Origin of the sequence: Brevundimonas terrae, assembly GCF_011761985.1 — a bacterium.
Taxonomy (GTDB): domain Bacteria; phylum Pseudomonadota; class Alphaproteobacteria; order Caulobacterales; family Caulobacteraceae; genus Brevundimonas; species Brevundimonas terrae.
On the sequence record NZ_JAASQT010000006.1, the window covers coordinates 87298 to 110677 of the forward strand.

Here is a 23380-nt window from a genome sequence, read left to right on the forward strand (position 1 = left end):
TTACATATTTAAGCCTTTGATCCGGCTTGCCATTACGGCAATCCATGGCAAGGTGACGCTTATGAAATCCCGTCGCCTGTCCTGTATGTCTCTGGTTTTTGCTGCCTGTCTTGCCGCCCCCGCGCCCCTGTGGGCCGCGACGGCCGCATCCTATGTTTCCGACATTGCCGGATCGCGCGACTTCAGGGATTTACCGCGTTTCCAAAATGCCCACATCCGTGCCTATCAGGCGCGCGACAATGCCGAGATCGTCGTCCCCGTTGCCGCCATCAATACGCGCACGGACGAAGGCCAAAACATCATACAGTTGCAGGGGGCCATCACCCACACCGACTATGTGATCCGCCCTCTGGCCCCCGCCGCCGATGTGGACCGCCATTACGAAAACGTCCTGCGCGATGCGGGCTATGAAACCGTGTTTCGCTGTGCCGGCATTACTGCCTGCGGTACGCGCATGGGCTCGCTGATATTGAACGACGGAAATGTCGCCCCCGCCGGTTTTGCCGATGGCGTTTTCAATGACCAGATGCGTGTGCGCGTGGCCAAAAAAGGGGCCACATGGGTGCTGCTGCATGTGATACAGGGGCCGGATCGCGCCTTGGTCTATCAGGCTGTCATCGAGGGCGCACGAGAGTTGGAATAAGTGCCGCGCATCGACGATCCCGAGGCTTTCATCCTCGACAATACCCGTCTTCAAACCGTGTCCCACACGCCGGAAATCTCGCTGTACCTAGCAGACGAGATCACCCCCATATGGCGGTTGACCGAGGAAGAACTGGGCGAGATGGGTCTGCCGCCGCCCTTCTGGGCCTTTGCCTGGGCGGGCGGTCAGGCACTGGCCCGCTGGCTGCTGGACAATCCAGAGGAATCCAACGGCAAACGCGTGGTCGATCTGGCCACAGGGTCCGGCCTTGTCGGCATTGCCGCCGCGCTCACAGGCGCAAAGTCCGTACTGGCCGCCGATATCGACCCGTTCTGCGAGGCCGCGGTCCGCGTAAATGCCAAGGCCAATAAGGTGTCGCTGGACTTCACCGATGTGAACCTGCTGGACAGCCCGCCACCACAGGTGGACCTGATCTGTGCCGGTGATGTCTTCTATGACCGCGATATGGCTGCGGCGGTGTTGGGCTGGCTGAAGGCGGCGCGCGCCAATGGCACGCGGGTTCTGGTCGGCGATCCGGGACGCAACCACTTTCCGAAATCGGGCCTGACCTTTTTGGCCGAATACACTGTGCCGACCACGCGCGAACTGGAAGACAACGAGGTCAAACGCTCGCGGGTCTGGGCACTGGATTAAGGCCACGCTTACGTCCGTTTACAGCTCGTCTCTTTTGGCTTCGGTCGTAATGTGGAATAGTCCGGATCGCTGAACAAACCGGAAGGCTCGGCTGATGAAGTGGCAAGGTGGACGTCGTGGCGGCGGTATCGAGGATCGTCGCGGCATGGGCGGCGGGGCCGCTGCTGGCGGTGTCGGTATCGGCGGTCTGGTGATCGCGGGCATTCTATACTTCGTCTTTGGCGTTGATCCGCAAACCAGCCAGCAGATTGCGGGCCAGCTTGGCGGACAGTTGGGCAATGCGGGCCAGACCGAGGGCCGCCCCGGCACACCTGCCGACGATGCGGGCCTGTTCGTCGATGTGATCGGGGCCAATATCAACGACGTCTGGACGCAGAAACTTCAGGGCTATACCCCGCCCGTGACGGTGCTTTACGAACAAGGCACCCAGACCGCGTGCGGCATGGGCCAGTCGGCTATGGGGCCGTTCTATTGCCCCGCCGACCAGAAGGTCTATCTGGACCTCGGCTTCTGGCGTGACCTGCAAAATCTGGGCGGTTCGGGTGCCGATTTCGCCAAGGCCTATGTGATTGCCCACGAATATGGCCACCACGTCCAGCGTCTGACAGGTGCCACCGATCAGGTGCAACGCGCCCAGCAAAACGCCCGCAGCCGCGCCGACGGCAACCGCTATTCGGTCGCGCTTGAACTACAGGCCGACTGCTATGCGGGTGTCTGGGCGCATAATGCCGCCCTCGTTTCCGGTGGCGAGGTAAGCGTCACCGACACCGACCTGATGGAAGGCATGAAGACCGCCGCCGCCATCGGTGACGATGCGCTGCAAAGCCGTGGCGGTGGCCGCGTCTCGCCCGAAAGCTTTACCCATGGCTCGTCCGAACAGCGCATGCAGTGGCTGCAACGCGGCTATCAGTCGGGTGATCCCAATACCTGCAACACCTTTGCGGGCCTGTAGGCTCTAGCCGATCGTCAGGTCCAGCTGGCCTTCGACAAACAGGGCCTTGCGCCCCAGATCAAGCGCCAGCTTTCGTCCCCTGAATGCCCCGATGCCCAACAAGGCGTCGGGGTAGTTGGGCAAGGGGGAATCTCCGAACACAGCCACCCGCTCATTGCGGCGCATCTCGTCACCATAAGTCAGGGTTGCAACCTCGACCCAGCGGGCCTTGGCCACACCGCCCAGCACCAGACTTTGACCGGCCTCTTCGGGGCGACCATCCAGAATACCGGCCTCGGTGGCGACCGCATCGCTCAGCGACAGAAGCGATGACGCCCCTGTATCCAGAACCGCCGTCACCACAGCGCCCTCGACACTGACCTCGACGCCCAGTGCATCACCGACAGGTTTGGTGGCGACCGCGCGCATATCCGGTTCGGCCTGCCAGATTTGCGGGTCCAGAAAGCGCACGCGACGACGTGGCAGATCCATCTCGACCACCGCCTCGCGCAAAAGATCACGACCGATAATCAGCTCGACACCCGGCCCGTCCGCATCGCGGGCCAGAGGGCCAAGGTCCAGAATGGCTATTCGCAAGGCAGGCACCTTAAGCCCCGCCATTTCCAGCGACAGCGTGGTGCCGCGCCCGACCTGCGCCTGACCGCCCACACCATAGGCCAGCATGGGCATGTCAAAGGTCTTGCCGATATGGCCCGCCGTGGTCAGTCGCTCGGCCAGCGCCTTGTCGATCACCGAATACTGCGCGCCGCTGTCGATCAGGGCCAGCACCGGCTGCCCCGCCACCCTAACGCGAATAACCGGCAGGGACAGGGCCGGTTGTTCCAGCGCGATCCACGGGCTTTGCGCGTCGAAAACCGGTTGCGGCCTGCGCCACAGGACATTGTCCTTCAGCCACAAACCACCGGTGACCACCGCCGCCAGACCGGCAGCATTTAAAAGAAACGAGCGACGACGCATCCCTCACACATGAACGTTTCGCGACCCGAAATCCACACCTTGCCCGCAATGGGCATCTTCTTGCGCCAAATGGAGAATATTTCATTCTGCGGCGCAACATTTTCCATGACGTGACCCGTTCCGAAGTCTAGGAATGCAGCATTATGACTGCATCCGCCGACCGATACGTTTCGACCCGCGGCCACGCCGCCGATGAAAACTTCGCCGACGCCCTGCTGCGCGGCATTGCCCCCGATGGTGGCCTCTACATGCCCGCCGCATGGGCCACCATGCCCGCGGACATTACCCAAAAAGGCCGCACCTATGCCGAGATCGGCCGCGATGTCCTGACACCCTATATCGGCAGCGCCCTGCCTGCCGGTGCCGTGGAACGCGCCCTGAAACGTCTGGTTGAGGGTTTTGACCATCCGCTGGTGACACCTCTGGTTGAGCTGGAAGCGGGCCTGTTTGTGCTGGAGCTTTTCCGTGGCCCGACGGCTGCGTTCAAAGACCTTGCCATGCAATTGGTCGCCGCCTTGTCCGACGAGGCACTGGCCGCATCGGGCGAAACCCTGACCCTGCTGACCGCCACCAGCGGCGATACAGGTGCCGCTGCCGTGCGTGCCTTTGCCGGTGCCAAGCGGATCAAGCTGATCGTGCTGCACCCGCTGGACCGCGTCTCGCCGATCCAGCGCAAACAGATGACCACGGTTCAGGCCGATAATGTGCTGAACCTTGCTGTGCGCGGTGATTTCGATGACTGCCAGCGTCTGGTGAAGATGCTGTTGGGCGATGAATCCTTGCGCGAAAAAGGCCGCCTGTCCTCGGTCAACTCGATCAACTGGGGCCGTCTGGCGGGCCAGATTCCCTATTATGTTTCGGCCACGGCCCAACTGGGTCAGGCCGCGCATTTTGTAGTGCCGACCGGAAACTTCGGTGATGCCTTTGCCGGTATTGCCGCCAAGAAGATGGGCCTGCCGGTTGCCGGTATGACCGCCGCCGTCAACCAGAACGATGCCCTCGCCCGCGCCATCAATGAAGGCGTCTATGACCGCCGCACCGCCATCGAGAGCGCCAGCGTCTCTATGGATGTTCAGGCCCCGTCGAACTTCGAGCGTCTGGTGTTCGAGGCCTCGGGTCGTGATGCCGACCTGACCCGCCAACTGTTCGAGGACTTTGCCAAGAATGGCACGGTCACCCTGCCCGACAGCCTTTTGGCTTCGCTGCGCAAGGAAACCTCGGCGGTGTCGGTGGACGAAGCCACCACCGCCGAAGAAATCCGCCACGCCTATAAGGCCTGGGGTCGTATCGTGTGCCCGCACACCGCCGTCGCCCTTCATGCCGCGCGCAAGATGGACCGCAACGGCGCACCAGTCGTGGCCCTGTCCACGGCCCACCCGTCCAAGTTCGGCGGTTATGTCGAAAGCGTTCTGGGCGTTGCGCCCGAACCCGCGCCCGTGATTGCCGCTCTCGGTGATCAGCCCGAGCGGCTCACTGTGGTCGAGAACGACTATGCCTCGCTGCTGGAAACCGTCAGCGGTTTCAGCGCCTGAATGACAAAAAACCCTGTCGGTTCACCTCGGGAACCGGCAGGGTTTGTAAGTTACTCTAGAGTGCCAATCCCTAGACTAGGGCCGGTGCGTTCCACCACGCCGTGCGACGCCAGAACGGAACCGGATCTTTCGGCGTGACGAAATGGGCCGGATCGTGGAACAGGCGATCATGCAAGCGTGTCAGCGTAAAGCGCACTGCCGCTGCCATACCCATTTGCGGCAGCAGGCTCGCTTCCGATGCCGTCAACGGACGCACCGATTCATAACCTTGGCGGAAGGTCTTGATCGCCTCGGGATCGGCTCGCCCTTCGGCATCGAAACCCCATGCCGACAGGGCAATGGCCAGATCGTAAACCAGCGCCCCGTTGCATCCGTAATAGAAGTCGATCACCCCGCCGATACGGTCGCCGTCAAACAGCACATTGTCGGGGAAGTAGTCGGCGTGGATCGCCCCTTGCGGCAGAAGCGACGGATCAAAAAGACGCACCAGATCGGGCATTAAACGCTCGATCTCGTCCAGCATTTTGCGATCCGAACCCTCGGCCCGCGTGGCGCTGCGCTCGGCAAGGGCACGCCAGTGCGACGGCCCCACCGGATTATCACGCCGCGCCGCATAGTCCTGTCCGGCCAGATGAAGTTCGGCCAAGGTGCGACCCGCCAGATGCTGGTCGGCCAGTGTCGGGTTTCTGCGCCATGCACCCGCCGCCCATTCCACCAGCGCCGCCGGACGGCCTTTCAGCGCGCCCGACAGTCGCCCGTCCAGATCGGCCACAGGCGATGGCGTGGCAAACCCCTTGGCACCAAGATGCTGCATCAGGCCCAGACAGAAGGGCAAACCCTTCTGCTCTTCCGCCCCTTCGAAAAGGGTCAGGACATAGGCCGCATCACGTGTGCGAACACGATAGTTCGTGTTCTGCACACCTTCTGCAATCGGCGTGAACTCAACCACTTCCGACAGAGGCCAGGCTTTAAGAAAAGCCTTGGCCTCGACCTCCAATACGGGCGTAAAAACAGCCATTTAAGTCTTAAACCAGTTCAACCGCTGCGCGTCGTGCCCGCACGATGTCGGCGACATCGGCCAGAACGCTTTCCGTCGTGGCCCAGCGTCCGGCACCACGGCCTTTGCAGGCCCAGACACGACCGTCAGCACCAAAGACTTTGAGCGCATTACGCTCGCCGTTCAAGGACTGGAACAGGGCGTCTTCCAGCGCGTCGTTCAGGCTGACCGACGCATCCAGATGACCGGCCTTGTCGAAACAGGCCCCGATCTGGCGTACCGGCGAGGCACCGACCTTGGTTTGCGCCGACAGTGCATCGCACGGCACCTCGTTCGGCACCTTGCCAAAGGCTTCATAGGACAGAAGCTTGACCTTGGCGGCAGCATCGCGGCCTTCCAGATCGGACGACGGATCTTCCTCGGCAAAGCCAGCGGCGCGGGCATCGGCCAGAGCATCGGCAAAGTCCGCACCCTCGCCCAGACGTTGCAGCATGAAGTTGACCGTGCCGTTTAGAACCGCCTCGAAACCGGCCACGGGACCTGCGGCACGGGCGGCACGCAGCGTCTCGATCATGGGCGAACCGCCACCGACCGAGGCCGACCATGCGACACGCGCACCATTTTCCGATGCCAGTTTCTGAAGACCCGCCGGATCAAGCGCGACCGCCTGTTTATTGGCGCTGACCACATCCACACCCTGTGCCAATGCGCGGCGGATCAGGTCATGACCGGCCTCGCCTTCGGACAGGGCTTCGATCACCAGATCGGGCTTCTTGGCCAAAAGGGCATCGACATCATTGCTGAACAGTTCGGCCGGCGCATCGACATCGCGGCGCTTGAACGGATCACGCACCAGAACGCCGACCACCTCGAAACCGTCTTCCCACAGCAGGCGGCTGAGCAGGCCACCGCCCACCACACCGCAACCGGCGACCACCACTTTCAGCGGAGCCTCGGCACCGACCGGTCCCGGAGGGGCATTGTGATGGCCCACGACCGTGCCCTCGGCGCGGCCCAGAGCGGCCACCTCGATACAGACATTGCTCGCCTCGGCCAGATCGATGGCATCGTGCTGGACCAGAGCGCCGCCGAGCTGGCGGGCCGTCTCCCAGCTGGCACGGCGATAACGCTGCGGATTGCCCGATGCCGAGGCCGGATCACGGTCATAAAGACCGTCCACGTCCTTCACCAGACGCACCTTGTCCAGACCCAGTTCTGCCGCCAGCACCACCGCCGACAGGTCCGAACCACCACGCCCCAGCAGGGCCACACGACCACAGTCACGCACAGCCCCGAACCCCGGCACCACCACCACTTCGTGATGCGCCAGAGCTTCACGTAACTTGTTGTTTTTCAAAGCCACAGGACGGGCATGCTGCGACGGCCCCTCGGCGGAAATTCCCAGTTGCTGAACCGACAGACCCACAGCATCCAGACCCACGCGATCACAGGCAATCGCCACCAGAGCTGCCGCACGTTCCTCGCCCAGAACCACATAGGCAGGGAGCAGTTCGTTGTCGTGATCCAGCCCCAGTGCGCGGGCCTCCGACAGCAGTTTGTCCGTCTCGCCCGCCAGGGCCGACACCACCGCCACGACCTTACGGCCACGGCGCACATGGCTGTAGATTTCGCTGGCGACAGCCGGTGCATCGGCAGGGCTTTTCAGCACCGAAGAACCGAATTTCAACACCACAACCTCGGCATCGAACTGGGCTTGCGGTTTCTGGTTTTCAGCGACGAGGGCAAGAGAGGCAGACATGGGATTTTCCTGTGGTCGGGGAGTGCGTGGTGAGGATGGGAGCTAGGATCGGGACATGAAAAAACCCGCCTCGGATGTCCGGGGCGGGTGATCGGGTTTTTTGCTTTTCGCCTGTTAAGGCGCGCGTCAACCTGTCCCCGCCCTGATGGGCATGGTGGTGGTACCGGTAGTGATAATGGTGGTCATGGACGCGCCGAAGCCCATCGCCATTGCGGCGACGAGGATCAGTTCAGTGCTGTCGATGCGTTGCATCACGGCGTCCGTCCAAGGTTTGATTACGTTGTCCCTAGGGTGAGCGACGATGCTGCACCGCGTCAACCCCCTGTTCGAATAATTTTTCAAAAAGACGTTTTCAGGGATCATATTCATCGCCACTGGATCGGTAAGCTTTCAAATGAGGTGAAATTTTCCACTTGACCCGCGCTCTTGCAAACATCAGTTTGGTTTCACTCATCAAGACCAGCCGAGGGATTAGGCCCTTTGACGCTGGGGCAACCATCGGGTTCCTCCCGAAACGGTGCCAACTCCTGCGGGGTTCCGAAAGGGACCGCGAGAGATGGGTGGAGCGTCGATAAGGCGGCGCGCCACAGGTCTGTCACTGCACGAGTTTCGGAAATGAGCCGGAACTTTTGATTGTGTGACGAGACCCATGACCCTGGCTTTGATCCCTACCGGCGAAACTGCAAACGACCCGTCCTGTCGGACCGGTGCCGCGCGTCGTCCGTCCGCTCTGCTACAGCGTGAAGGGGCCCATGATGTTTTCGTGCCCATCCCCGATGATTTCGAACTCGATTTCGGCGGAAAACTGACCCAGAAACAGGTTGTTGGCCGCCTGCATGGCAAGCCCAATGCCCCGCTGGTTGTGGTGGCGGGCGGCATCTCCGCCGACCGTTATGTCCACCGCACCGAGACCAAGGGTCTGGGCTGGTGGTCGGGGGCCGTGGGTGTTCGCGCACCGATCGATCTGACCCGCTATCGTGTTTTAGCCTTTGATTTTGCTCCGGAATTTGGCGAAGGCATTCCGCAACCCCAATCCCCTCTGACCATCACCACCCAGGACCATGCCCGCCTTCTGGCGCTGTTGCTGGACCATCTGGGTGTCGAGAAGGTCGCCGCCTTTATCGGCTGTTCCTATGGCGGCATGATCGCGCTGGCCTTTGGCGAGATCTATCCCAACTGGGCCGAGCAACTGGTGGTGGTTTCCGCCGCCCACCGCCCGCACCCGCTAGCGACAGCATGGCGCGGTATCCAGCGCCGCATTCTGGAGCTGGGACTGGAAACCGGACGTGTGGATCAGGCCATCGGCCTGGCCCGCGAACTGGCCATGACCACATATCGCACCCCCGAAGAATTCGATGCCCGCTTCGACAACGAAGCCCCCAGTCATGCGGGTCAGGCCTATCCGGTCTGCGACTATCTGAAGTCGCGCGGCAAGGCATATCGCGACCGCACGACACCGCAACGCTGGCTGACCCTGTCCGATTCTATCGACCGCCACCGCGTCGAGCCGGAGGCGATCACCGCCCCCGTCACCCTGATCGGTTTCACCAGCGACCGCCTGTGTCCCATCGAGGACATGAAGGAGCTGGCCGCGCGCCTGCCGAACCTTTGGCGGTTCGTACAAGCCGATTCCCTTTACGGCCACGACGCCTTCCTGAAGGAAGACAAGTTCGTGGGCGATATCCTGACCTCGGTTCTCAAGGACGTTGAACAATGACCCGCGCCCGCTCTGCTGATCCCCGCACCATCGCCGCCCGCCACGGCGTCGATACGGACACGGCGCACGGCTCGGTCATGCCGCCGCTCTATCTGTCCTCCAACTACTCGTTCGCGGGCTTTGACCAGAAGCGCCAGTATGACTATTCGCGCTCGGGCAACCCGACCCGCGACGTGCTGGCCGAAACCCTTGCCGAACTGGAAGGCGGCGCAGGGGCCGTTATCACCGCCACCGGCATGGCAGCGGTGGATCTGCCCCTCAGCCTGTTGTCGCCCGACGATCTGCTGATTGCCCCGCACGACTGTTATGGAGGCACGCACCGCCTGTTGAGCGCCCGCGCCCGCAAAGGCCATTTCCGCGTGGCGTTCGTCGACCAGAACGATGGTGCCGCCCTTGATGCCGCCCTTGCCGACGGGGCCAAGCTGGTACTGGTGGAAACCCCGTCCAACCCGCTGCTTCGTGTCAGCGACATTGCCGATATCAGCCGCCGCGCCCATGCGGTCGGAGCCAAGGTGGTAGCCGACAACACCTTCCTGTCGCCCGCCCTGCAAAACCCGTTGGCTATGGGGGCCGACATCGTCGTCCACTCGACCACCAAATATATCAACGGCCATTCGGACGTTGTCGGTGGCGCGGTGATTGCCGCCGATGCCGAGGTGCATCAGGAACTGGCATGGTGGGCCAACTGCCTTGGCATTACCGGCTCGCCGTTCGATGCCTATCAGACACTGCGCGGCCTACGGACCCTGTTTGCCCGTATCGAGCGCCAGCAGGCCACGGCCACCAAGCTGGCCGCCATTCTGGAAGCCCACCCCGCCGTCAAGGCTGTCCACTATCCGGGTCTGAAATCCCATGCCGGTCATGCGCTTGCCGCCCGCCAGCAACGCGGCTTCGGGGCCATGCTCAGCTTTGAAGTGGTGGGTGGCACCGATGCCGTCTGCACCATCATCAACAATGTCGAGATATTCACGCTGGCGGAATCGCTGGGCGGGGTCGAAAGCCTGATCGCGCATCCGGCCACCATGACCCATGCCGCCATGACGCCGGATGCCCGCGTCACCGCAGGCATTACCGATGGCCTTTTGCGTATCTCGGTCGGACTGGAACACGAGGACGACATCATTGCCGATCTGGTTCCGGCACTGGATGCGCTTCTGGTCAGTCAGGCCGCCTGAGACATAGATCAACCATAAGAAAAGCCCCCGATCCGCAAGGACGGGGGCTTTTTATATAGGTTACGATCCGGTCAGGCCGCAGCGGCTACATTATGTAAGCGATGCTGGTTGATCTCGAACTGGTGCGTCAAGCGATCCAGCTCGGCAGCATCCTGCGCCAGCGAATGGCTGGCTGCGGTCGATTCCTCGACCATGGCCGCGTTCTGCTGGGTGACCTGATCCATCTGGCTGACGGCCATATTGACCTCGGCCAGACCTGTGGCCTGTTCCTTGGACGAGGCTTCGATCTCGACCACAATATGGGTCAGGCGGCCGATCTGGTCGGCAATGCGTTGCAAGGCCGAGCCGGTCTGGTTGACCAGACTGACACCCTGCCCCACCTGCTGGCTGGAGGTATGGATCAGCGTCTTGATTTCCTTGGCCGCATCGGCCGAACGCTGGGCCAGCGCACGCACCTCGGACGCCACCACGGCAAAGCCGCGACCCGCATCGCCCGCACGCGCGGCTTCAACACCAGCGTTCAGGGCCAGAAGGTTGGTCTGGAACGCGATTTCATCGATCACACCGATGATATCGCCGATCTTCTTGGACGAGGCCTCGATCTGGTCCATCGCGGCGACGGCACGGTTCACGACCTCTTGGCCATCGGTGGCCTGATCGTGCGACAGGCGCACCATCGAGCCCGCTTCATGGGCACCTTCAGCCGAACGGGCAACGGTTGCCGTGATTTCCTCGACGGCAGCTGCGGTTTCTTCCAGCGAAGCGGCCTGTTGTTCGGTGCGACGCGACAGATCATCCGAGGCTTCGCTGATCTGCTGGGCCGCTGCGCCGATAGCCGCAGTGCGATCCATAATCACGCCCACAGCCGTTTCCAGCTTGTCGGCAGCAAGGTTGAAATCATGCTTTAGGCGCTGCGCTTCCGCGCTGAACTCTGCGGTGATCCGGTGCGTCAGATTACCATTGGCCAAGGCCGACAGACCCTCGGCCAGAGCACCGATCGCCACGGCATCCTCTGCGGCGGCCTTGGCTTTTTGTGCCTCGTTACGGGCGCGTTCCTCATCGGCCAGACGGCGGGTCGTGGCCGCTTCTTCGGCCAGACGCTTGTTCGCGATGCCCTGCTCGCGGAAGGTCACGACCGCATCGGCCATCGCCCCGATCTCGTCACCACGACCGATAGCAGGCACCGCCACGTCCAGATCACCATTCGCCAAACGGTCCATGGCGCGCGTCATGGCCACAACCGGCTTGGACAATGCGCCGATCAGCCACAGCGCCGCCGTCATGGCGATGGCCAGAGCCACAAGGCCACCCGTTACGAAAGCAATATAAACATTACGGAACGCCTTGGCGCGCTCATTCACACTGATCGTGTGCATGGCGTCCAGACGTTGCGTCATGGGCTCGCCCACCCGACGAACAGCGCTGATGCGGCCCTTTTCGGCAACGCTGGCGACCACCTCGGCATTCAGCGCGGGGTTTTCGGCATCGGCCATCATCTGGCGCGCTTCGGTGGTGAAAGCTTCACCAGCCTGGGCAAAGCCTTTTTGCTCTTCAAGGAAGGCGGCATCGACGTCAGCAGCGGCCAGATTGGTCAATGCCGCCGTATAGGCCGTGGCATGCTCGTCAAAGCTCTGTTTGAACTCGGGATTCAGCGAAGCCACATAACCGCGCAAGCTGAGTTGCTGGTTCAGGATCGCGGATTCGACCTCGGCCAAGGCCGCGACCAGTCCCTGTGTCGTCGCTTCCTGGTGATCTGCCCGCTGAATGGCCAAAACGGAAACCAAGACCAGCAGGGTTGCCGAACCACAGGCGGCTATGATGGCCGCAAAAGACAAAAACAGTTTCTTGGGAACAGACAAATTTTGAAGCACTGGGGGAACTCGGCAAGCCTAAACACGATGGCCCGCTTTTACCGCTGCAAGGGTTTACAAAGCTTAGCTACGCGCTGCGTAATTCTACGCAAAACGCCCTTAAACCAGTGCTTTCACGACCACCAGCACCGCCGTCAGCAGCAAATAAACGGCAAAGGCGCGGCGCAGCATTTTACGATCCAGCCTGTGCGCCAAACGCGCGCCATAGGGGGCGGTCCACGCCGTCAGCAAGCCCATGATGATGGCCGCCGGAACATTGACATAGCCGAGCGTCAGTGGCGGCACGCCTGTCTTGCCCAACCCGAACACAACATAGCCCAGCGAGGCCGCCGCCCCGATGGCCAGCCCAAAGCCCGACGATGTGGCCACCGCCTGATGGATGGGACGCCCGCACAGGGTCATGGTCATGCCGCCAAAACTGCCGCCGCCGACGCCCATCATGGCACTGAGCGTACCGATGATGCTGGCGGTGATCCGCCTGCCCCATCCGGTCGGCAGGTCTTTGCGGATCGTCACCCGTTCGGGCAACAGCCCCATCTGGGCGGCGATCAACAAAAGGCAGACACCGTAAACAATCGCCAGCGCCGACATGGGCGAACCACCGGCGATGAACGCCCCGACCAGACCGCCAAAGGCGACCCACGGCGTCCATGTTTTCAGCACCACCTCGTCGACAGCGCCATGTTTGCGATGGGTCGCCAATGAGCGCAGCGAAGTCGCAACAATGGTCAGAAGACTGGTCCCGATGGCGACGTGCAGATTGCTCTCGCCGCCGACGCCCAGCACGGAAAACGCATAGAACAGGGCGGGCACCAGAACCGTGCCGCCGCCCACGCCGAACAGGCCGCCGATCAAACCGGCAATGGCTCCGGCCCCGATAAGGGCCACCAGCATCATCACCAGTTCGGCAACAGGCAATCCGCTCACGCCGCGTCCACGTTGTGATCGGCGTCCTGCTGATGGCGGGCCTCGGCCTCTCGCACGGCATCCATGGCGCGATCCAGCACATCCAGACCCGCGCCCGACTTCACACCCTCGACTGTCAGGATACGGCGGAAGGCCCGCGCGCCCGGGCGACCATGCATGGAGCCGAGCAGATGGCGGGTGATACCGGCCAGATTGATACCGCGCTCCAACTGACCGGCGATATACGGCTTATAGGCCTCCAGCGCGTCGAAGATGTCGGTGTCGGCTGTGTCGTCCTCATAGATCAGGCGGTCGGCCTGACCCAGCAGCGATGGCTCGTGATAGGCGGCACGGCCGATCATCACGCCATCCAGCGCCACACCGTCATAGGGCTGCAGCAGCTCCAGCGCCTGTTCCAGCGAGGCGATGCCGCCATTAATGCCGATGGTCAGGTGCGGACGTTCCTTTTTCAGCCGCTTGACCAGATCATAGTCCAGCGGAGGAATGTCGCGGTTTTCCTTGGGCGAAAGGCCCTTCAGCCACGCCTTGCGGGCATGGACGGTAAAGTCGGTAATGCCCACGGCGGCACAGGCATCGACCGTGGCAAACAGGCTGATCTCGGGGTCTTGGTCATCCACACCGATGCGGCATTTGACGGTGGCGGGTACCGAGACGGCTTCCTTGATGGCGGCCATACATTCGGCCACCAGTTCCGGCTCCTTCATCAGACAGGCCCCGAAACGGCCCGACTGGACGCGGTCCGACGGGCAACCGACATTCAGGTTGATCTCGTCATAGCCATAGCGTTCGCCAACCTTGGCGGCCTGCGCCAATTGTTCGGGATCAGAGCCGCCCAGTTGCAACGAGATCGGATGCTCGACATCCGAAAAGCCGAGCAGATAGTCCTGATCGCCATGCAGCACAGCCGGAGCCGTCACCATCTCGGTGTACAGCAATGTCCGGCGCGACAGGGTGCGGTGAAACGCACGGCAGTGTCGGTCGGTCCAGTCCATCATCGGGGCAACGGACAGTCTGTGACGGGGATGTTTCATCAGGCTCGGGCAAAAGCAAAAGGTTACGGCGACCCTATACGCGACAGGGCCGCCATAGCCTAGTAGGCCCTTAGCCCACAGTGGGGGCGGGGGCTTTCACCGGCACATAGAGATCACCGCCATCACGATATTTGGCCGACATTTCGGCCATACCGTCCTTGGCCTTGGCGGCGTCGCGGATGTCGTGGCTGATCTTCATCGAGCAGAATTTCGGCCCGCACATCGAGCAGAAATGCGCCACCTTGTGCGCCTCCTTGGGCAGGGTCTGGTCGTGATAGGAACGCGCCGTTTCAGGGTCCAGCGACAGGTTGAACTGGTCCTCCCAACGGAACTCGAAGCGGGCACGCGACAAGGCATCGTCGCGCACCTTGGCCGCTGGGTGCCCCTTGGCAAGGTCAGCGGCGTGGGCGGCGATCTTGTAGGTGATGACACCGACCTTCACGTCGTCACGGTCCGGCAGACCGAGGTGTTCCTTGGGCGTGACATAGCAAAGCATGGCCGTGCCAAACCAGCCGATCATGGCCGCGCCGATCCCCGAGGTGATGTGGTCATAGCCCGGCGCGATATCGGTCGTCAGTGGGCCAAGCGTATAGAAGGGGGCTTCGCCGCAAACCTCCAACTGCTTGTCCATGTTCTCCTTGATCTTGTGCATGGGCACATGGCCCGGCCCTTCGATCATCACCTGACAGTCGTGCTTCCACGCGATTTGCGTCAGCTCGCCCAGCGTTTCCAGCTCGGCAAATTGGGCCGCGTCATTGGCATCGGCAATCGAGCCGGGGCGCAGGCCGTCTCCCAGCGAGAAGGACACATCATAGGCGCGCATGATCTCGCAGATTTCCTCGAAATGCTCATAGAGGAAGCTCTCGCGGTGATGGTGCAGGCACCACTTGGCCATGATGGAGCCGCCGCGCGAAACAATGCCCGTGACGCGATTGGCGGTCAGGTGGATGTGCTTCAGGCGCACGCCCGCATGGATGGTGAAATAGTCCACGCCCTGTTCGGCCTGTTCGATCAGGGTGTCGCGGAACACCTCCCACGTCAGGTCCTCGGCAATGCCGTTGACCTTTTCCAGCGCCTGATAAAGCGGCACCGTTCCAATCGGCACCGCCGCGTTGCGGATGATCCATTCGCGGATATTGTGGATGTTACGGCCCGTGGACAGGTCCATCACCGTGTCCGCACCCCAGCGTGTGGACCAGACCAGTTTCTCGACCTCTTCGGCCATGGTCGAGGTGACCGCCGAGTTGCCGATATTGGCGTTGATCTTGACGAGGAAGTTACGGCCGATGGCCATCGGCTCCAGTTCGGGGTGGTTGATGTTGGCCGGAATAATGGCGCGGCCACGGGCGACTTCATCGCGCACAAACTCAGGCGTCACATAGTCTGGCACCGAAGCCCCAAAGCTTTCACCATCACGCACCAGTGCCTCGTGCGCCTGCTGGCGACCCAGGTTTTCACGGATGGCCACGAACTCCATTTCCGGCGTGATGATACCGGCGCGGGCATAAGCCAGTTGGCTGACGGCCTTGCCGCCGATGGCGCGGCGCGGGGTGTTCTTGACCGGAAACTCCGGCGTCATTTTAGCGGGCGAGACGAAACCGTTATCGGCGGGCTGAACCTCGCGGCCTTTATACAGTTCGGTATCGCCACGGGCCTCAACCCAGCCTTCACGAAGACGCGGCAGGCCACGCTCGATGGAGATATCCACGCTCGGGTCAGAATAGGGACCGGAGGCGTCATAGACCGTGACAGGCGGCTCGTTGGCGGTGGGGTGGACCGAGATTTCACGCATCGGCACGCGGATATGCGGGTGGATCACCCCCGCCTTGAACACTTTTTCGGACGCCGGAAGCGGCCCCGTGGTGACGGTGAGTTTGGGAGTCGCAGACATGACAGGCTCCTTGCCCGAAGGCGTTGGAGACCCAGCACGAAGGGTAAGGGGAATGGTGGCCAGACGGAGTCCACCCGCAAGGGTGACGCGCAAAGGCAACCGCACCGTCCCTACGCCAGTGTGAACTGGATCAGGTTCATAGGGTCACTGCGCTGGCTTGCGGCCTAGCAGAATCTCAGCCCCTTGCGGGACCCCCCTGGTGAGACCTTGGTCTTGGGATGGGCCGCGCCCTTTGTCAACCGATGGTTGCCTGATCAGGTGACGCGGCGCTTTTCCAGTTTGCGGGCCAGTGTGCGCCTGTGCATGCCGAGGCGTCGCGCCGCTTCGGAGATGTTGAAGTCGGTTTCGGCCAGCGTCTCGTGGATACGTTCCCACTCCAGCGTCTTGATCGAGGTCGGACGCGCCGACAGGGGTGCATCGGGATCGCCGTCACCTTTGTGGAAGGCGGCCTCGATTTCGTCGGTGCCTGCGGGCTTGGCCAGATAGTGCCGCGCGCCCAGCTTGATCGCCTCGACCGCCGTGGCGATGCTGGCAAATCCGGTCAGCACCACAATGACCATATCGGCATCAAAAGCGTGCAGAGCCTGAACGCAGGTCAGGCCCGAGGACGTGCCCAGTTTCAAATCCACCACCGCATATTGCGGACGGTGATGCTCCAGCACCAAGGCCATGTCTTCAGGGGAGCGCGCCGACAGAACCTGATAGCCGCGTCGCTCGAACGACCGGCGTAGGGTGCGGGCAAAGGATTCGTCATCCTCGACTATCAGCAGCGTGGGGGAAGCTTCGACCATATCTGTCATTTCGGTGCCAAAGCCTCTCTCGGCAAGCGTAAACGTATCTGTGTGCCGCCCTGTTTCAGGTTCTGGGCCTGAACCTCGCCGCCGAGGGTCCGCATTACATTGACCAGCAGAAAAAGTCCGAGACCCGATCCGGCCTTGCCCTTGGTGGACTGATAGGGCTGGCCCAGATGTTTCAGAATGTCCTCGGGCATACCCGGCCCGTTATCGGTGCAGGTCAGGATCAGCACCTCCTGATCGGCCACAGCGTCCAGCACCACCTCGGTCGCGCCCGCCTCGGCAGCATTGTCCATCAGGGCGCTCAGCACCTGTTTCAGGGCTGGATCGGCAATGATGGACGGGTTCAGCGGCGACGGGCCGTGCAAATGGATGCTGAAATCATGGCCCACACGTTCACGCCATTCGTCCACCACCTCGTGCAGGAAGTCGGACAGACGACGGATCACAGGCGACTCGCCGCGCGCCGCACCGGCTGCCATCAGGATGTTGGTGACGATGGTTTTACAGCGCTCGACCTCGGCCTGCATCTGCTCGACATCTTCGACAAGATCGCTATCGGCACTGATGGTTTTATCACGCTTCCAGTCGCCCAGAATGACGCTGAGCGAGGCTAGCGGCGTGCCCAATTCGTGCGCCGCCCCCGAGGCCAAAAGCCCCATGCGGACAATATGCTCGTGCTCGGCGGCTTGCTGGCGGCTGTCGGCCAGCCACGCATCGCGCGCCTGCACGTTGCGGATCGTGCGGCTGACAAACGCGGCCAGCAGCACCGCGATCAGCACGAAATTAATCAGCGAACCCTGCGCCAGTAGGCCGAGGCGGGCATCGGCCTCTTCGGGCAAGGGGAGCGGGCGATGGAACAGGGTCAGCAAGGCCAGAACGGCGCTGGTCCCCAACACAAAAGCCCACACATAGCGGCGCTTGAGTAGAACAGCGGCCAGCACGATCTGCATGACGAACAGGGCCGAGAACGGATTGGTTGCCCCGCCGCTGAAATATAGCAGCCACGCCAGAGCCGCCGCATCGCTGCACAGCGAGATGAAGATCTCGCCGTCCGTTACCGAGCGACGACGCAGCACCAGAGGCAGGCTGATAAGATTGAGGATCACCAGCGCCAGCGGGGCCAGCAACAGCCAGCCCAGCGGCAGCGCGATGCCGAACCCCCAGTGGATAATGGCAATGGTCAGGGCCTGCCCCACCACAGCCAGCCAGCGCAACTGGATGAGCAGCAGCATATTGCGCCGCCCTGCCGCACCGGGGGCAAGGGTGTTTTCGTCGGCCTGCCCCGTCAGCAGGTCAAACAGCGATCCTGAACTCATTCCTACGGTCAGCCTTCTTACACGTTCTGTCGGTGGCGACGGCGCTCGCGCAGCACAAGCACCATGCCGAACAGGCTGCCACCTGCAAGGCCAAACCACGTCAACGCATATACCAGATGGCTGTTGGCAAAGCGTACAACCGTCAGGCCCGCTCTCGGATAGCTGTCGGCGGGGGTGTCCGCTGTTGGCTGGGCGTCAATGAAATAGGACGCGGTTTCACCCGTCACGCCGCGTGCATCCAGAATGGCTTTGACCTCGCGGGCATACCAGTTGTTAGCCGCCGGATCATTGTCGCGCATGAAACCGCTATGGCCTTCGTCAAGACGCAACAGGCCCGTAACCGCTGCCTGTTCCGGCGCGGCGGGGCGGCTCTCCGGTAACTTCATTTCCGCGGGCACAAAACCGCGATTGACCAGCACCGTAAAGCCTCGATCGGTTTCCAGCGGCGTCATGATCCACCAGCCCGGCCCCAGATCAGTGACGGCCTTTACGGGGGTTTCCAGATCGTGCCGGAACCGGCCCGTGGCCTTTACGCGCAGGTATTCGTGGTCATTACGGGTGATGGTGACATCGGGTGCGGGCGCATCGACGGGGGCCGCATGGATACGGTTATCCACCCGTTCGATCAGCGCGGTTTTCCACGCCAGTCTCTGCACCTGCCAGATGCCCAGCCCCATAAAGCCGGCAAACAGGAACAGGAAAACCGTCACCACCATAATGCGCCAAAGGCGGCCACCTTTCGGATGACCGCCTTCAACTTGCGCGGACGGGATGTTTGGCCCTTCCGTCATGTCATGATCCTCAGCCCATACCCTGCATGGTGTGGACCGGCATCATATTGGTGTTCAGGTGCCACATGACCCAGATCGAACCAGCCACCGCGATCACCACGATAATCAGCGTGAAGATCAGGGCCAGCATGTTCCAGCCGCCTTCCGACTTGGAGTTCATGTGCAGGAAGTAGACCATGTGGACCACCATCTGGATGGCCGCAAAGGCCACAATGATGATGGCCGTGGCCTGAACCGGCAGAACGCCCGTCATCACCAGTGCAAACGGAATAGCCGTCAGCACAACCGAGGCGATGAAGCCGATCAGATAGTCCCGATAGGAACCATGATAACCGCTGTCATCATGGTGGTCATCAAGGTGGGCGTCGTGGGTGTTGTGTCCGCTCATCGCAGCATCCCCATCAGATAGACAAAGGTGAAGACGCCGATCCAGATCACGTCAAGGAAGTGCCAGAACATCGACAGGCACATCAGGCGTCGGCGGTTGGCCGGGATCAGACCCTTCATCTTCACCTGTACCATCAGCGTCACCAGCCAGATGACGCCAAAGGTGACGTGAAGACCGTGGGTGCCGACCAGGAAGAAGAAGGCCGACAGGAAGCCGCTGCGTTGCGGCGTCGCGTCCAGATGGATCAGGTGCGCGAACTCGTAGAGCTCGATCCCGAGGAAGGCCAGACCGAACAGGCCGGTCACAGCCAGCCAGCTCAGGGTCTGTCCGATCTTGCCCTTCATCATGGCCAGCATCGCAAAGCCATAGGTGATCGACGAGAACAGCAGCATGGCCGTATTCACAGCGATCAGGTTCAGATCGAACAGATCCTTAGGTGCCGGACCGGCGGCATAGTTGCCACCGATCACGGCATAGACCGCAAACAGAATCGCAAAGATGAGGCAGTCGCTCATCAGATACATCCAGAAGCCTAGCGAGGTGCTGTGGCCTTCGGGAAGGTGCGGTTCATGGACCGGATGCCACAGGGGCTTACCCTGTGCATCCACATAGTCAGGGTTGATGGGGGCGTGTGCAGCGCTCATCGGATCAGCCCTCCGCTTTCAGTTGGGCAAGGGCGTGGGTGCGAGCATCCTCGGTCGCCACAACCTCTTCCACCGGGATGTAGTAATCGCGGCGGTAGTTGAATGTATGGGCGATCGCCACGGCAATGACAGCCACGAAGCTGGCAGCCGCCAACCACCAGATGTACCAGATCAGCGCCATGCCGCAGATACCGGCCAGAACCGAAATGATCAGGCCAGCACCCGTATTGGACGGCATGTGGATGGCTTCGAAGCCCTTGGTCGGACGCTCATAGCCACGCTTCTTCATGTCGGCCCAAGAATCCGTGTCGTGGATGATCGGGGTCTTGGCGAAATTGTAGGCTGGCGGCGGCGAAGAGGTCGCCCATTCCAGCGTACGGCCATCCCACGGGTCACCCGTCTCGTCACGCAGCTTGTCGCGGTTGATGATCGAGACAGCGAACTGGATCAGCATGGCCAGAATACCGACCGCGATGATGACGACACCGACAGCGGCGATAACGAACCAGATATGGTAGGCCGGATCATCGAACACGCGCATGCGGCGGGTTACGCCCATAAAGCCCAGCACATAGAGCGGGGCAAAGGCGACCCAGAAGCCGACAACCCAGCACCAGAAGCTGACCAGACCCCATTTGCGGTCCAGCTTGAAGCCGAAGGCCTTGGGCCACCAGTAGTTGATGGCCGCAAACAGGCCGAACAGCACGCCACCGATGATGACGTTGTGGAAGTGGGCGATCAGGAACAGCGAGTTGTGCAGCACGAAGTCAGCCGGCGGAACCGCCAGCATGACACCCGTCATACCGCCCAGAACGAAGGTCAGCATGAAGGCGATCAGCCACATCATCGGCAGCTCGAAACGGATGCGGCCGCGATACATGGTGAACAACCAGTTGAATATCTTCGCCCCTGTCGGGATGGAGATAATCATCGTGGTGATGCCGAAGAACGAGTTCACCGACGCGCCCGAGCCCATGGTGAAGAAGTGGTGCAGCCACACCAGATAGGACAGCACAGTGATACACACGGTGGCGTAAACCATCGAGGTATAGCCGAACAGGCGCTTGCTGGAGAAGGTCGAGGCGACTTCCGAGAACACGCCGAACAGCGGCAGGATCAGGATGTAGACCTCGGGGTGACCCCAGATCCAGATCAGGTTCACGTACATCATCGGGTTGCCGCCGAAGTCGTTCGTGAAGAAGTTGGTGCCGATGTAACGGTCAGCCGACAGCAGGGCCAGCGTGGCGGTCAGGATCGGGAAGGATGCCACGATCAGGACGTTGGCGCACAGCGAGGTCCAGGTGAAGACCGGCATCTTCATGATACCCATACCCGGCGCGCGCATCTTCACGATGGTGGCGATCAGGTTGATCCCCGACAAGGTGGTGCCGACACCGGCGATCTGCAGCGACCAGATATAATAGTCCATGCCGACGCCGGGGCTGTAACCAATGCCCGACAGCGGCGGATAGGCCAGCCAGCCGGTGCGGGCGAATTCGCCCACAAACAGCGAAGCCATCACCATGACGCCGCCCACCGTTGTCATCCAGAACGAGAAATTGTTTAGGAACGGGAAGGAAACGTCACGCGCGCCGATCTGTAGCGGGACCAGATAGTTCATCAGGCCCGTAATCATCGGCATGGCCACAAAGAAGATCATGATCACGCCGTGGGCGGTGAAGATCTGGTCATAGTGGTGTGCGTTCAGATAGCCCTCGGACCCGCCAAAGGCCATGGCCTGTTGCAGGCGCATCATCAGGGCATCGGCAAAGCCGCGCAGGAACATGATCAAACCAAGGATCATGTACATGATGCCGATCTTCTTGTGATCGACGGTCGTGAACCACTCTTTCCAGAGATAGCCCCACATCTTGTATTTGGTCAGCAGGGCCAGCACGGCCAGACCGCCCAGAACAACCACGGCAAAGGTGACGTGGACGATCGGGTCGGCAGGGATGGCTGCCCAGCTCAGACGCCCCAACAAGGGCGTAGTTTCTACGATTGCTTCAGAAGCCATGACGGGACTCAGGATTGCGAGGCAGGCGTCAGCGACGCTGCCACGGCAGGAAGGGTTTGCGGACCGGCCTGTGCGGCATTGACCGCAACCGCTTCAGGAACCTTGCCCGGGGCCGCAAGCGCAGCGCCGGTGAGGCGATTGAACGGGTCGGCGCGCTCCAGGGTCCGCGCATTTTGCTGGCGGCGCAGATTGGCCTCGATGGCGGCGCGTTCGGCCTCCAGCGGGGTGCAGACCTGCATCACATAGCTTTCGCCGCTACCGAACACGGCATCGCCGCGACGGGCGAACTTGTCATAGACCAGCGGCCAGGTATTGCTGACAGCCGCCAGACCCAGACCGCCCTTGCGGTCGATATCCATCATCTCGCCCATGCACATCTTGCCCGGCGTGACGCACATATTGACCACGGCGTTGAACAGCATCGCATCGACACTGTTATAATAGGTGACCGGAACCTTCTCGGACGGCTTTTCCAGTTCCAGATAGGTGTCGCGATCCAGAGCCTGACCGGCGGCGCGTACCTTGGCGACCCACTGGTCAAAACCGGCATCATCCACGCCACGCGCGGCAAAGCGCATGTTCGAGAAGCCGTCGCCCGAATAGTTGGCCGAGAAGCCGACATAGTCGCCCGGACGGTTGATGACCGCGTGCAGCTTGGTCTCCATGCCCGGCATGGCATAGATCTGGCCCGCCATGGCCGGAATATAGAACGAGTTCATCACGCCCGTAGCGGTGATGTGGAAGCGGATCGGACGATCGACCGGCGCAACCAGCTCATTGACCGTGGCAATGCCGTATTCCGGATAGATGAACAGCCATTTCCAGTCCATCGCCACCACTTCGACCTGCAGGGTCTTGTGGTCTTCGGTCACGGCCTGATTTTCATCGATCCGGTCCAGCGGACGATAGGGGTCCAGAAGGTGGGTCCCCGTCCAGGTCACAGCGCCCAGACAAATGATGATCAGCAGCGGAACCGCCCAGATCACCAGTTCGAGGTGGGTCGAGTGATCCCAGTCCGGATCATGTTCTTTTTCAACGGCCTTGTTCGAGGCGCGGTATTTCCACGCGAACCAGACGGTCAGCACCATAACAGGCACGATGACGATCAGCATCAACAGCACCGAGAAGACCAGAAGGTCGCGTTGCTGGATGGCGATGTCACCGGCAGGGGCCAGCACGACGGCTTCACAGCCAGCGAGGGCCGCCATGATTGGCGCAAGGGCGAGCGGCCTAAGGCGGCGTGATGTCATCACGCGCCGGGCCAGACTAACGGGGTGATCGGGCACAGTTTCGGTCATTGCACCCGCCCCGTAGCTCCACT

At 61.7% G+C, this 23380-nt stretch carries 21 protein-coding genes and 2 riboswitches; of the genes, 6 read left to right on the top strand and 15 right to left on the bottom strand.

The features are described 5' to 3' along the window. The first annotated feature begins 61 nt into the window (after positions 1–61). From FHS64_RS12445 to ypfJ, 3 genes are all read left to right on the top strand, one after another. Positions 62–643 carry a DUF4892 domain-containing protein gene (locus FHS64_RS12445; protein ID WP_167178777.1) on the top strand — a complete coding sequence of 194 codons (582 nt, stop codon included), beginning with the start codon at positions 62–64 and terminating at the stop codon, positions 641–643. After that, the gene (locus FHS64_RS12450) at positions 644–1297 is read left to right on the top strand and encodes a 50S ribosomal protein L11 methyltransferase (RefSeq protein ID WP_167178780.1); all 654 of its coding nucleotides are present in this window, start codon (positions 644–646) and stop codon (positions 1295–1297) included. It abuts the gene before it with no gap. Positions 1298–1391: 94 nt separating this feature from the next. After that, positions 1392–2249: a KPN_02809 family neutral zinc metallopeptidase gene (gene ypfJ, locus FHS64_RS12455; RefSeq protein ID WP_167178782.1), complete on the top strand. Its 858-nt coding sequence runs from the start codon at positions 1392–1394 to the stop codon at positions 2247–2249. Between the two features lie 3 nt (positions 2250–2252). Here ypfJ and FHS64_RS12460 read toward each other — a convergent pair whose 3' ends face one another. Next, positions 2253–3206 carry a pepsin/retropepsin-like aspartic protease family protein gene (locus FHS64_RS12460; protein ID WP_167178783.1) on the bottom strand — a complete coding sequence of 318 codons (954 nt, stop codon included), beginning with the start codon at positions 3204–3206 and terminating at the stop codon, positions 2253–2255. Between the two features lie 143 nt (positions 3207–3349). Here FHS64_RS12460 and thrC point away from each other — a divergent pair, with 143 nt between their 5' ends. Next, positions 3350–4738: a threonine synthase gene (gene thrC / locus FHS64_RS12465; protein WP_167178785.1), complete on the top strand. Its 1389-nt coding sequence runs from the start codon at positions 3350–3352 to the stop codon at positions 4736–4738. Positions 4739–4808: 70 nt separating this feature from the next. Here the strand turns inward: thrC and FHS64_RS12470 are convergent, their stop codons facing one another. The 3 genes from FHS64_RS12470 to FHS64_RS12480 all read right to left on the bottom strand — a co-directional run bounded on the left by FHS64_RS12470 (position 4809) and on the right by FHS64_RS12480 (position 7857). Beyond that, complete coding sequence (locus FHS64_RS12470) at positions 4809–5756, bottom strand: homoserine kinase (protein ID WP_167178787.1); 948 nt, start codon at positions 5754–5756, stop codon at positions 4809–4811. 7 nt (positions 5757–5763) lie between these two features. Then, positions 5764–7494: an amino acid kinase family protein gene (locus FHS64_RS12475; protein WP_167178789.1), complete on the bottom strand. Its 1731-nt coding sequence runs from the start codon at positions 7492–7494 to the stop codon at positions 5764–5766. A 126-nt stretch (positions 7495–7620) separates the two neighbouring features. Further along, complete coding sequence (locus FHS64_RS12480; RefSeq protein ID WP_167178791.1) at positions 7621–7857, bottom strand: hypothetical protein; 237 nt, start codon at positions 7855–7857, stop codon at positions 7621–7623. Between the two features lie 84 nt (positions 7858–7941). Beyond that, positions 7942–8057, top strand: a riboswitch (SAM riboswitch). Between the two features lie 86 nt (positions 8058–8143). Between FHS64_RS12480 and metX the strand changes: the two genes are divergently transcribed. Together metX and metB are read left to right on the top strand one after the other, a co-directional pair. Further along, on the top strand, positions 8144–9211 hold the full coding sequence (gene metX / locus FHS64_RS12485) for a homoserine O-succinyltransferase MetX (RefSeq protein WP_167178793.1): 1068 nt from the start codon (positions 8144–8146) through the stop codon (positions 9209–9211). Beyond that, on the top strand, positions 9208–10386 hold the full coding sequence (gene metB / locus FHS64_RS12490; RefSeq protein ID WP_167178795.1) for a cystathionine gamma-synthase: 1179 nt from the start codon (positions 9208–9210) through the stop codon (positions 10384–10386). Before metX ends, metB begins: the two co-directional genes overlap by 4 nt. A gap of 71 nt (positions 10387–10457) precedes the next feature. Here the strand turns inward: metB and FHS64_RS12495 are convergent, their stop codons facing one another. The 11 genes from FHS64_RS12495 to cyoA all read right to left on the bottom strand — a co-directional run bounded on the left by FHS64_RS12495 (position 10458) and on the right by cyoA (position 23357). Further along, entirely contained in the window at positions 10458–12221 is a 1764-nt protein-coding gene (locus FHS64_RS12495) for a methyl-accepting chemotaxis protein (RefSeq protein ID WP_243862964.1), read from the bottom strand. Between the two features lie 135 nt (positions 12222–12356). Continuing rightward, positions 12357–13184 carry a TSUP family transporter gene (locus FHS64_RS12500; RefSeq protein WP_167178800.1) on the bottom strand — a complete coding sequence of 276 codons (828 nt, stop codon included), beginning with the start codon at positions 13182–13184 and terminating at the stop codon, positions 12357–12359. Beyond that, positions 13181–14215 (bottom strand): tRNA dihydrouridine(20/20a) synthase DusA, encoded by a 1035-nt coding sequence (gene dusA, locus FHS64_RS12505; RefSeq protein ID WP_167178802.1) that lies wholly within the window; start codon positions 14213–14215, stop codon positions 13181–13183. The genes FHS64_RS12500 and dusA overlap by 4 nt, the downstream gene beginning before the upstream one ends. Positions 14216–14285: 70 nt before the next feature. Then, a complete protein-coding gene (gene thiC / locus FHS64_RS12510) occupies positions 14286–16106 on the bottom strand; it encodes a phosphomethylpyrimidine synthase ThiC (protein WP_167178804.1) in 1821 nt (606 codons plus the stop codon). Positions 16107–16195: 89 nt separating this feature from the next. After that, positions 16196–16314, bottom strand: a riboswitch (TPP riboswitch). A 46-nt stretch (positions 16315–16360) separates the two neighbouring features. Then, entirely contained in the window at positions 16361–16897 is a 537-nt protein-coding gene (locus FHS64_RS12515) for a response regulator transcription factor (protein ID WP_167178890.1), read from the bottom strand. Between the two features lie 5 nt (positions 16898–16902). Continuing rightward, the gene (locus FHS64_RS12520; RefSeq protein ID WP_167178806.1) at positions 16903–18219 is read right to left on the bottom strand and encodes an ATP-binding protein; all 1317 of its coding nucleotides are present in this window, start codon (positions 18217–18219) and stop codon (positions 16903–16905) included. A gap of 17 nt (positions 18220–18236) precedes the next feature. Next, positions 18237–19010: an SURF1 family protein gene (locus FHS64_RS12525; protein ID WP_167178808.1), complete on the bottom strand. Its 774-nt coding sequence runs from the start codon at positions 19008–19010 to the stop codon at positions 18237–18239. 10 nt (positions 19011–19020) lie between these two features. Next, entirely contained in the window at positions 19021–19398 is a 378-nt protein-coding gene (gene cyoD, locus FHS64_RS12530; protein WP_167178810.1) for a cytochrome o ubiquinol oxidase subunit IV, read from the bottom strand. Further along, positions 19395–20042, bottom strand: a complete 648-nt coding sequence (gene cyoC, locus FHS64_RS12535; RefSeq protein ID WP_167178812.1) for a cytochrome o ubiquinol oxidase subunit III — start codon at positions 20040–20042, stop codon at positions 19395–19397. The genes cyoD and cyoC overlap by 4 nt, the downstream gene beginning before the upstream one ends. Before the next feature lie 4 nt (positions 20043–20046). Then, the gene (gene cyoB / locus FHS64_RS12540; RefSeq protein ID WP_167178814.1) at positions 20047–22059 is read right to left on the bottom strand and encodes a cytochrome o ubiquinol oxidase subunit I; all 2013 of its coding nucleotides are present in this window, start codon (positions 22057–22059) and stop codon (positions 20047–20049) included. 8 nt (positions 22060–22067) lie between these two features. Then, entirely contained in the window at positions 22068–23357 is a 1290-nt protein-coding gene (gene cyoA, locus FHS64_RS12545; protein ID WP_243862965.1) for a ubiquinol oxidase subunit II, read from the bottom strand. Between the last annotated feature and the right edge of the window lie 23 nt (positions 23358–23380).

Coding starts and splice junctions, on each gene's coding strand:
- metB (WP_167178795.1), top strand. CDS start 9,208: ATGACCCGCGCCCGCTCTGCTGATCCCCGCACCATCGCCGCCCGCCAC.
- ypfJ (WP_167178782.1), top strand. CDS start 1,392: ATGAAGTGGCAAGGTGGACGTCGTGGCGGCGGTATCGAGGATCGTCGC.
- thiC (WP_167178804.1), bottom strand. CDS start 16,106: ATGTCTGCGACTCCCAAACTCACCGTCACCACGGGGCCGCTTCCGGCG.
- cyoD (WP_167178810.1), bottom strand. CDS start 19,398: ATGAGCGGACACAACACCCACGACGCCCACCTTGATGACCACCATGAT.
- FHS64_RS12515 (WP_167178890.1), bottom strand. CDS start 16,897: ATGGTCGAAGCTTCCCCCACGCTGCTGATAGTCGAGGATGACGAATCC.
- FHS64_RS12470 (WP_167178787.1), bottom strand. CDS start 5,756: ATGGCTGTTTTTACGCCCGTATTGGAGGTCGAGGCCAAGGCTTTTCTT.
- FHS64_RS12445 (WP_167178777.1), top strand. CDS start 62: ATGAAATCCCGTCGCCTGTCCTGTATGTCTCTGGTTTTTGCTGCCTGT.
- cyoB (WP_167178814.1), bottom strand. CDS start 22,059: ATGGCTTCTGAAGCAATCGTAGAAACTACGCCCTTGTTGGGGCGTCTG.
- FHS64_RS12525 (WP_167178808.1), bottom strand. CDS start 19,010: ATGACGGAAGGGCCAAACATCCCGTCCGCGCAAGTTGAAGGCGGTCAT.
- metX (WP_167178793.1), top strand. CDS start 8,144: ATGACCCTGGCTTTGATCCCTACCGGCGAAACTGCAAACGACCCGTCC.
- FHS64_RS12460 (WP_167178783.1), bottom strand. CDS start 3,206: ATGCGTCGTCGCTCGTTTCTTTTAAATGCTGCCGGTCTGGCGGCGGTG.
- cyoA (WP_243862965.1), bottom strand. CDS start 23,357: ATGACCGAAACTGTGCCCGATCACCCCGTTAGTCTGGCCCGGCGCGTG.
- thrC (WP_167178785.1), top strand. CDS start 3,350: ATGACTGCATCCGCCGACCGATACGTTTCGACCCGCGGCCACGCCGCC.
- FHS64_RS12520 (WP_167178806.1), bottom strand. CDS start 18,219: ATGAGTTCAGGATCGCTGTTTGACCTGCTGACGGGGCAGGCCGACGAA.
- FHS64_RS12475 (WP_167178789.1), bottom strand. CDS start 7,494: ATGTCTGCCTCTCTTGCCCTCGTCGCTGAAAACCAGAAACCGCAAGCC.
- FHS64_RS12480 (WP_167178791.1), bottom strand. CDS start 7,857: ATGATCCCTGAAAACGTCTTTTTGAAAAATTATTCGAACAGGGGGTTG.
- dusA (WP_167178802.1), bottom strand. CDS start 14,215: ATGAAACATCCCCGTCACAGACTGTCCGTTGCCCCGATGATGGACTGG.
- cyoC (WP_167178812.1), bottom strand. CDS start 20,042: ATGAGCGCTGCACACGCCCCCATCAACCCTGACTATGTGGATGCACAG.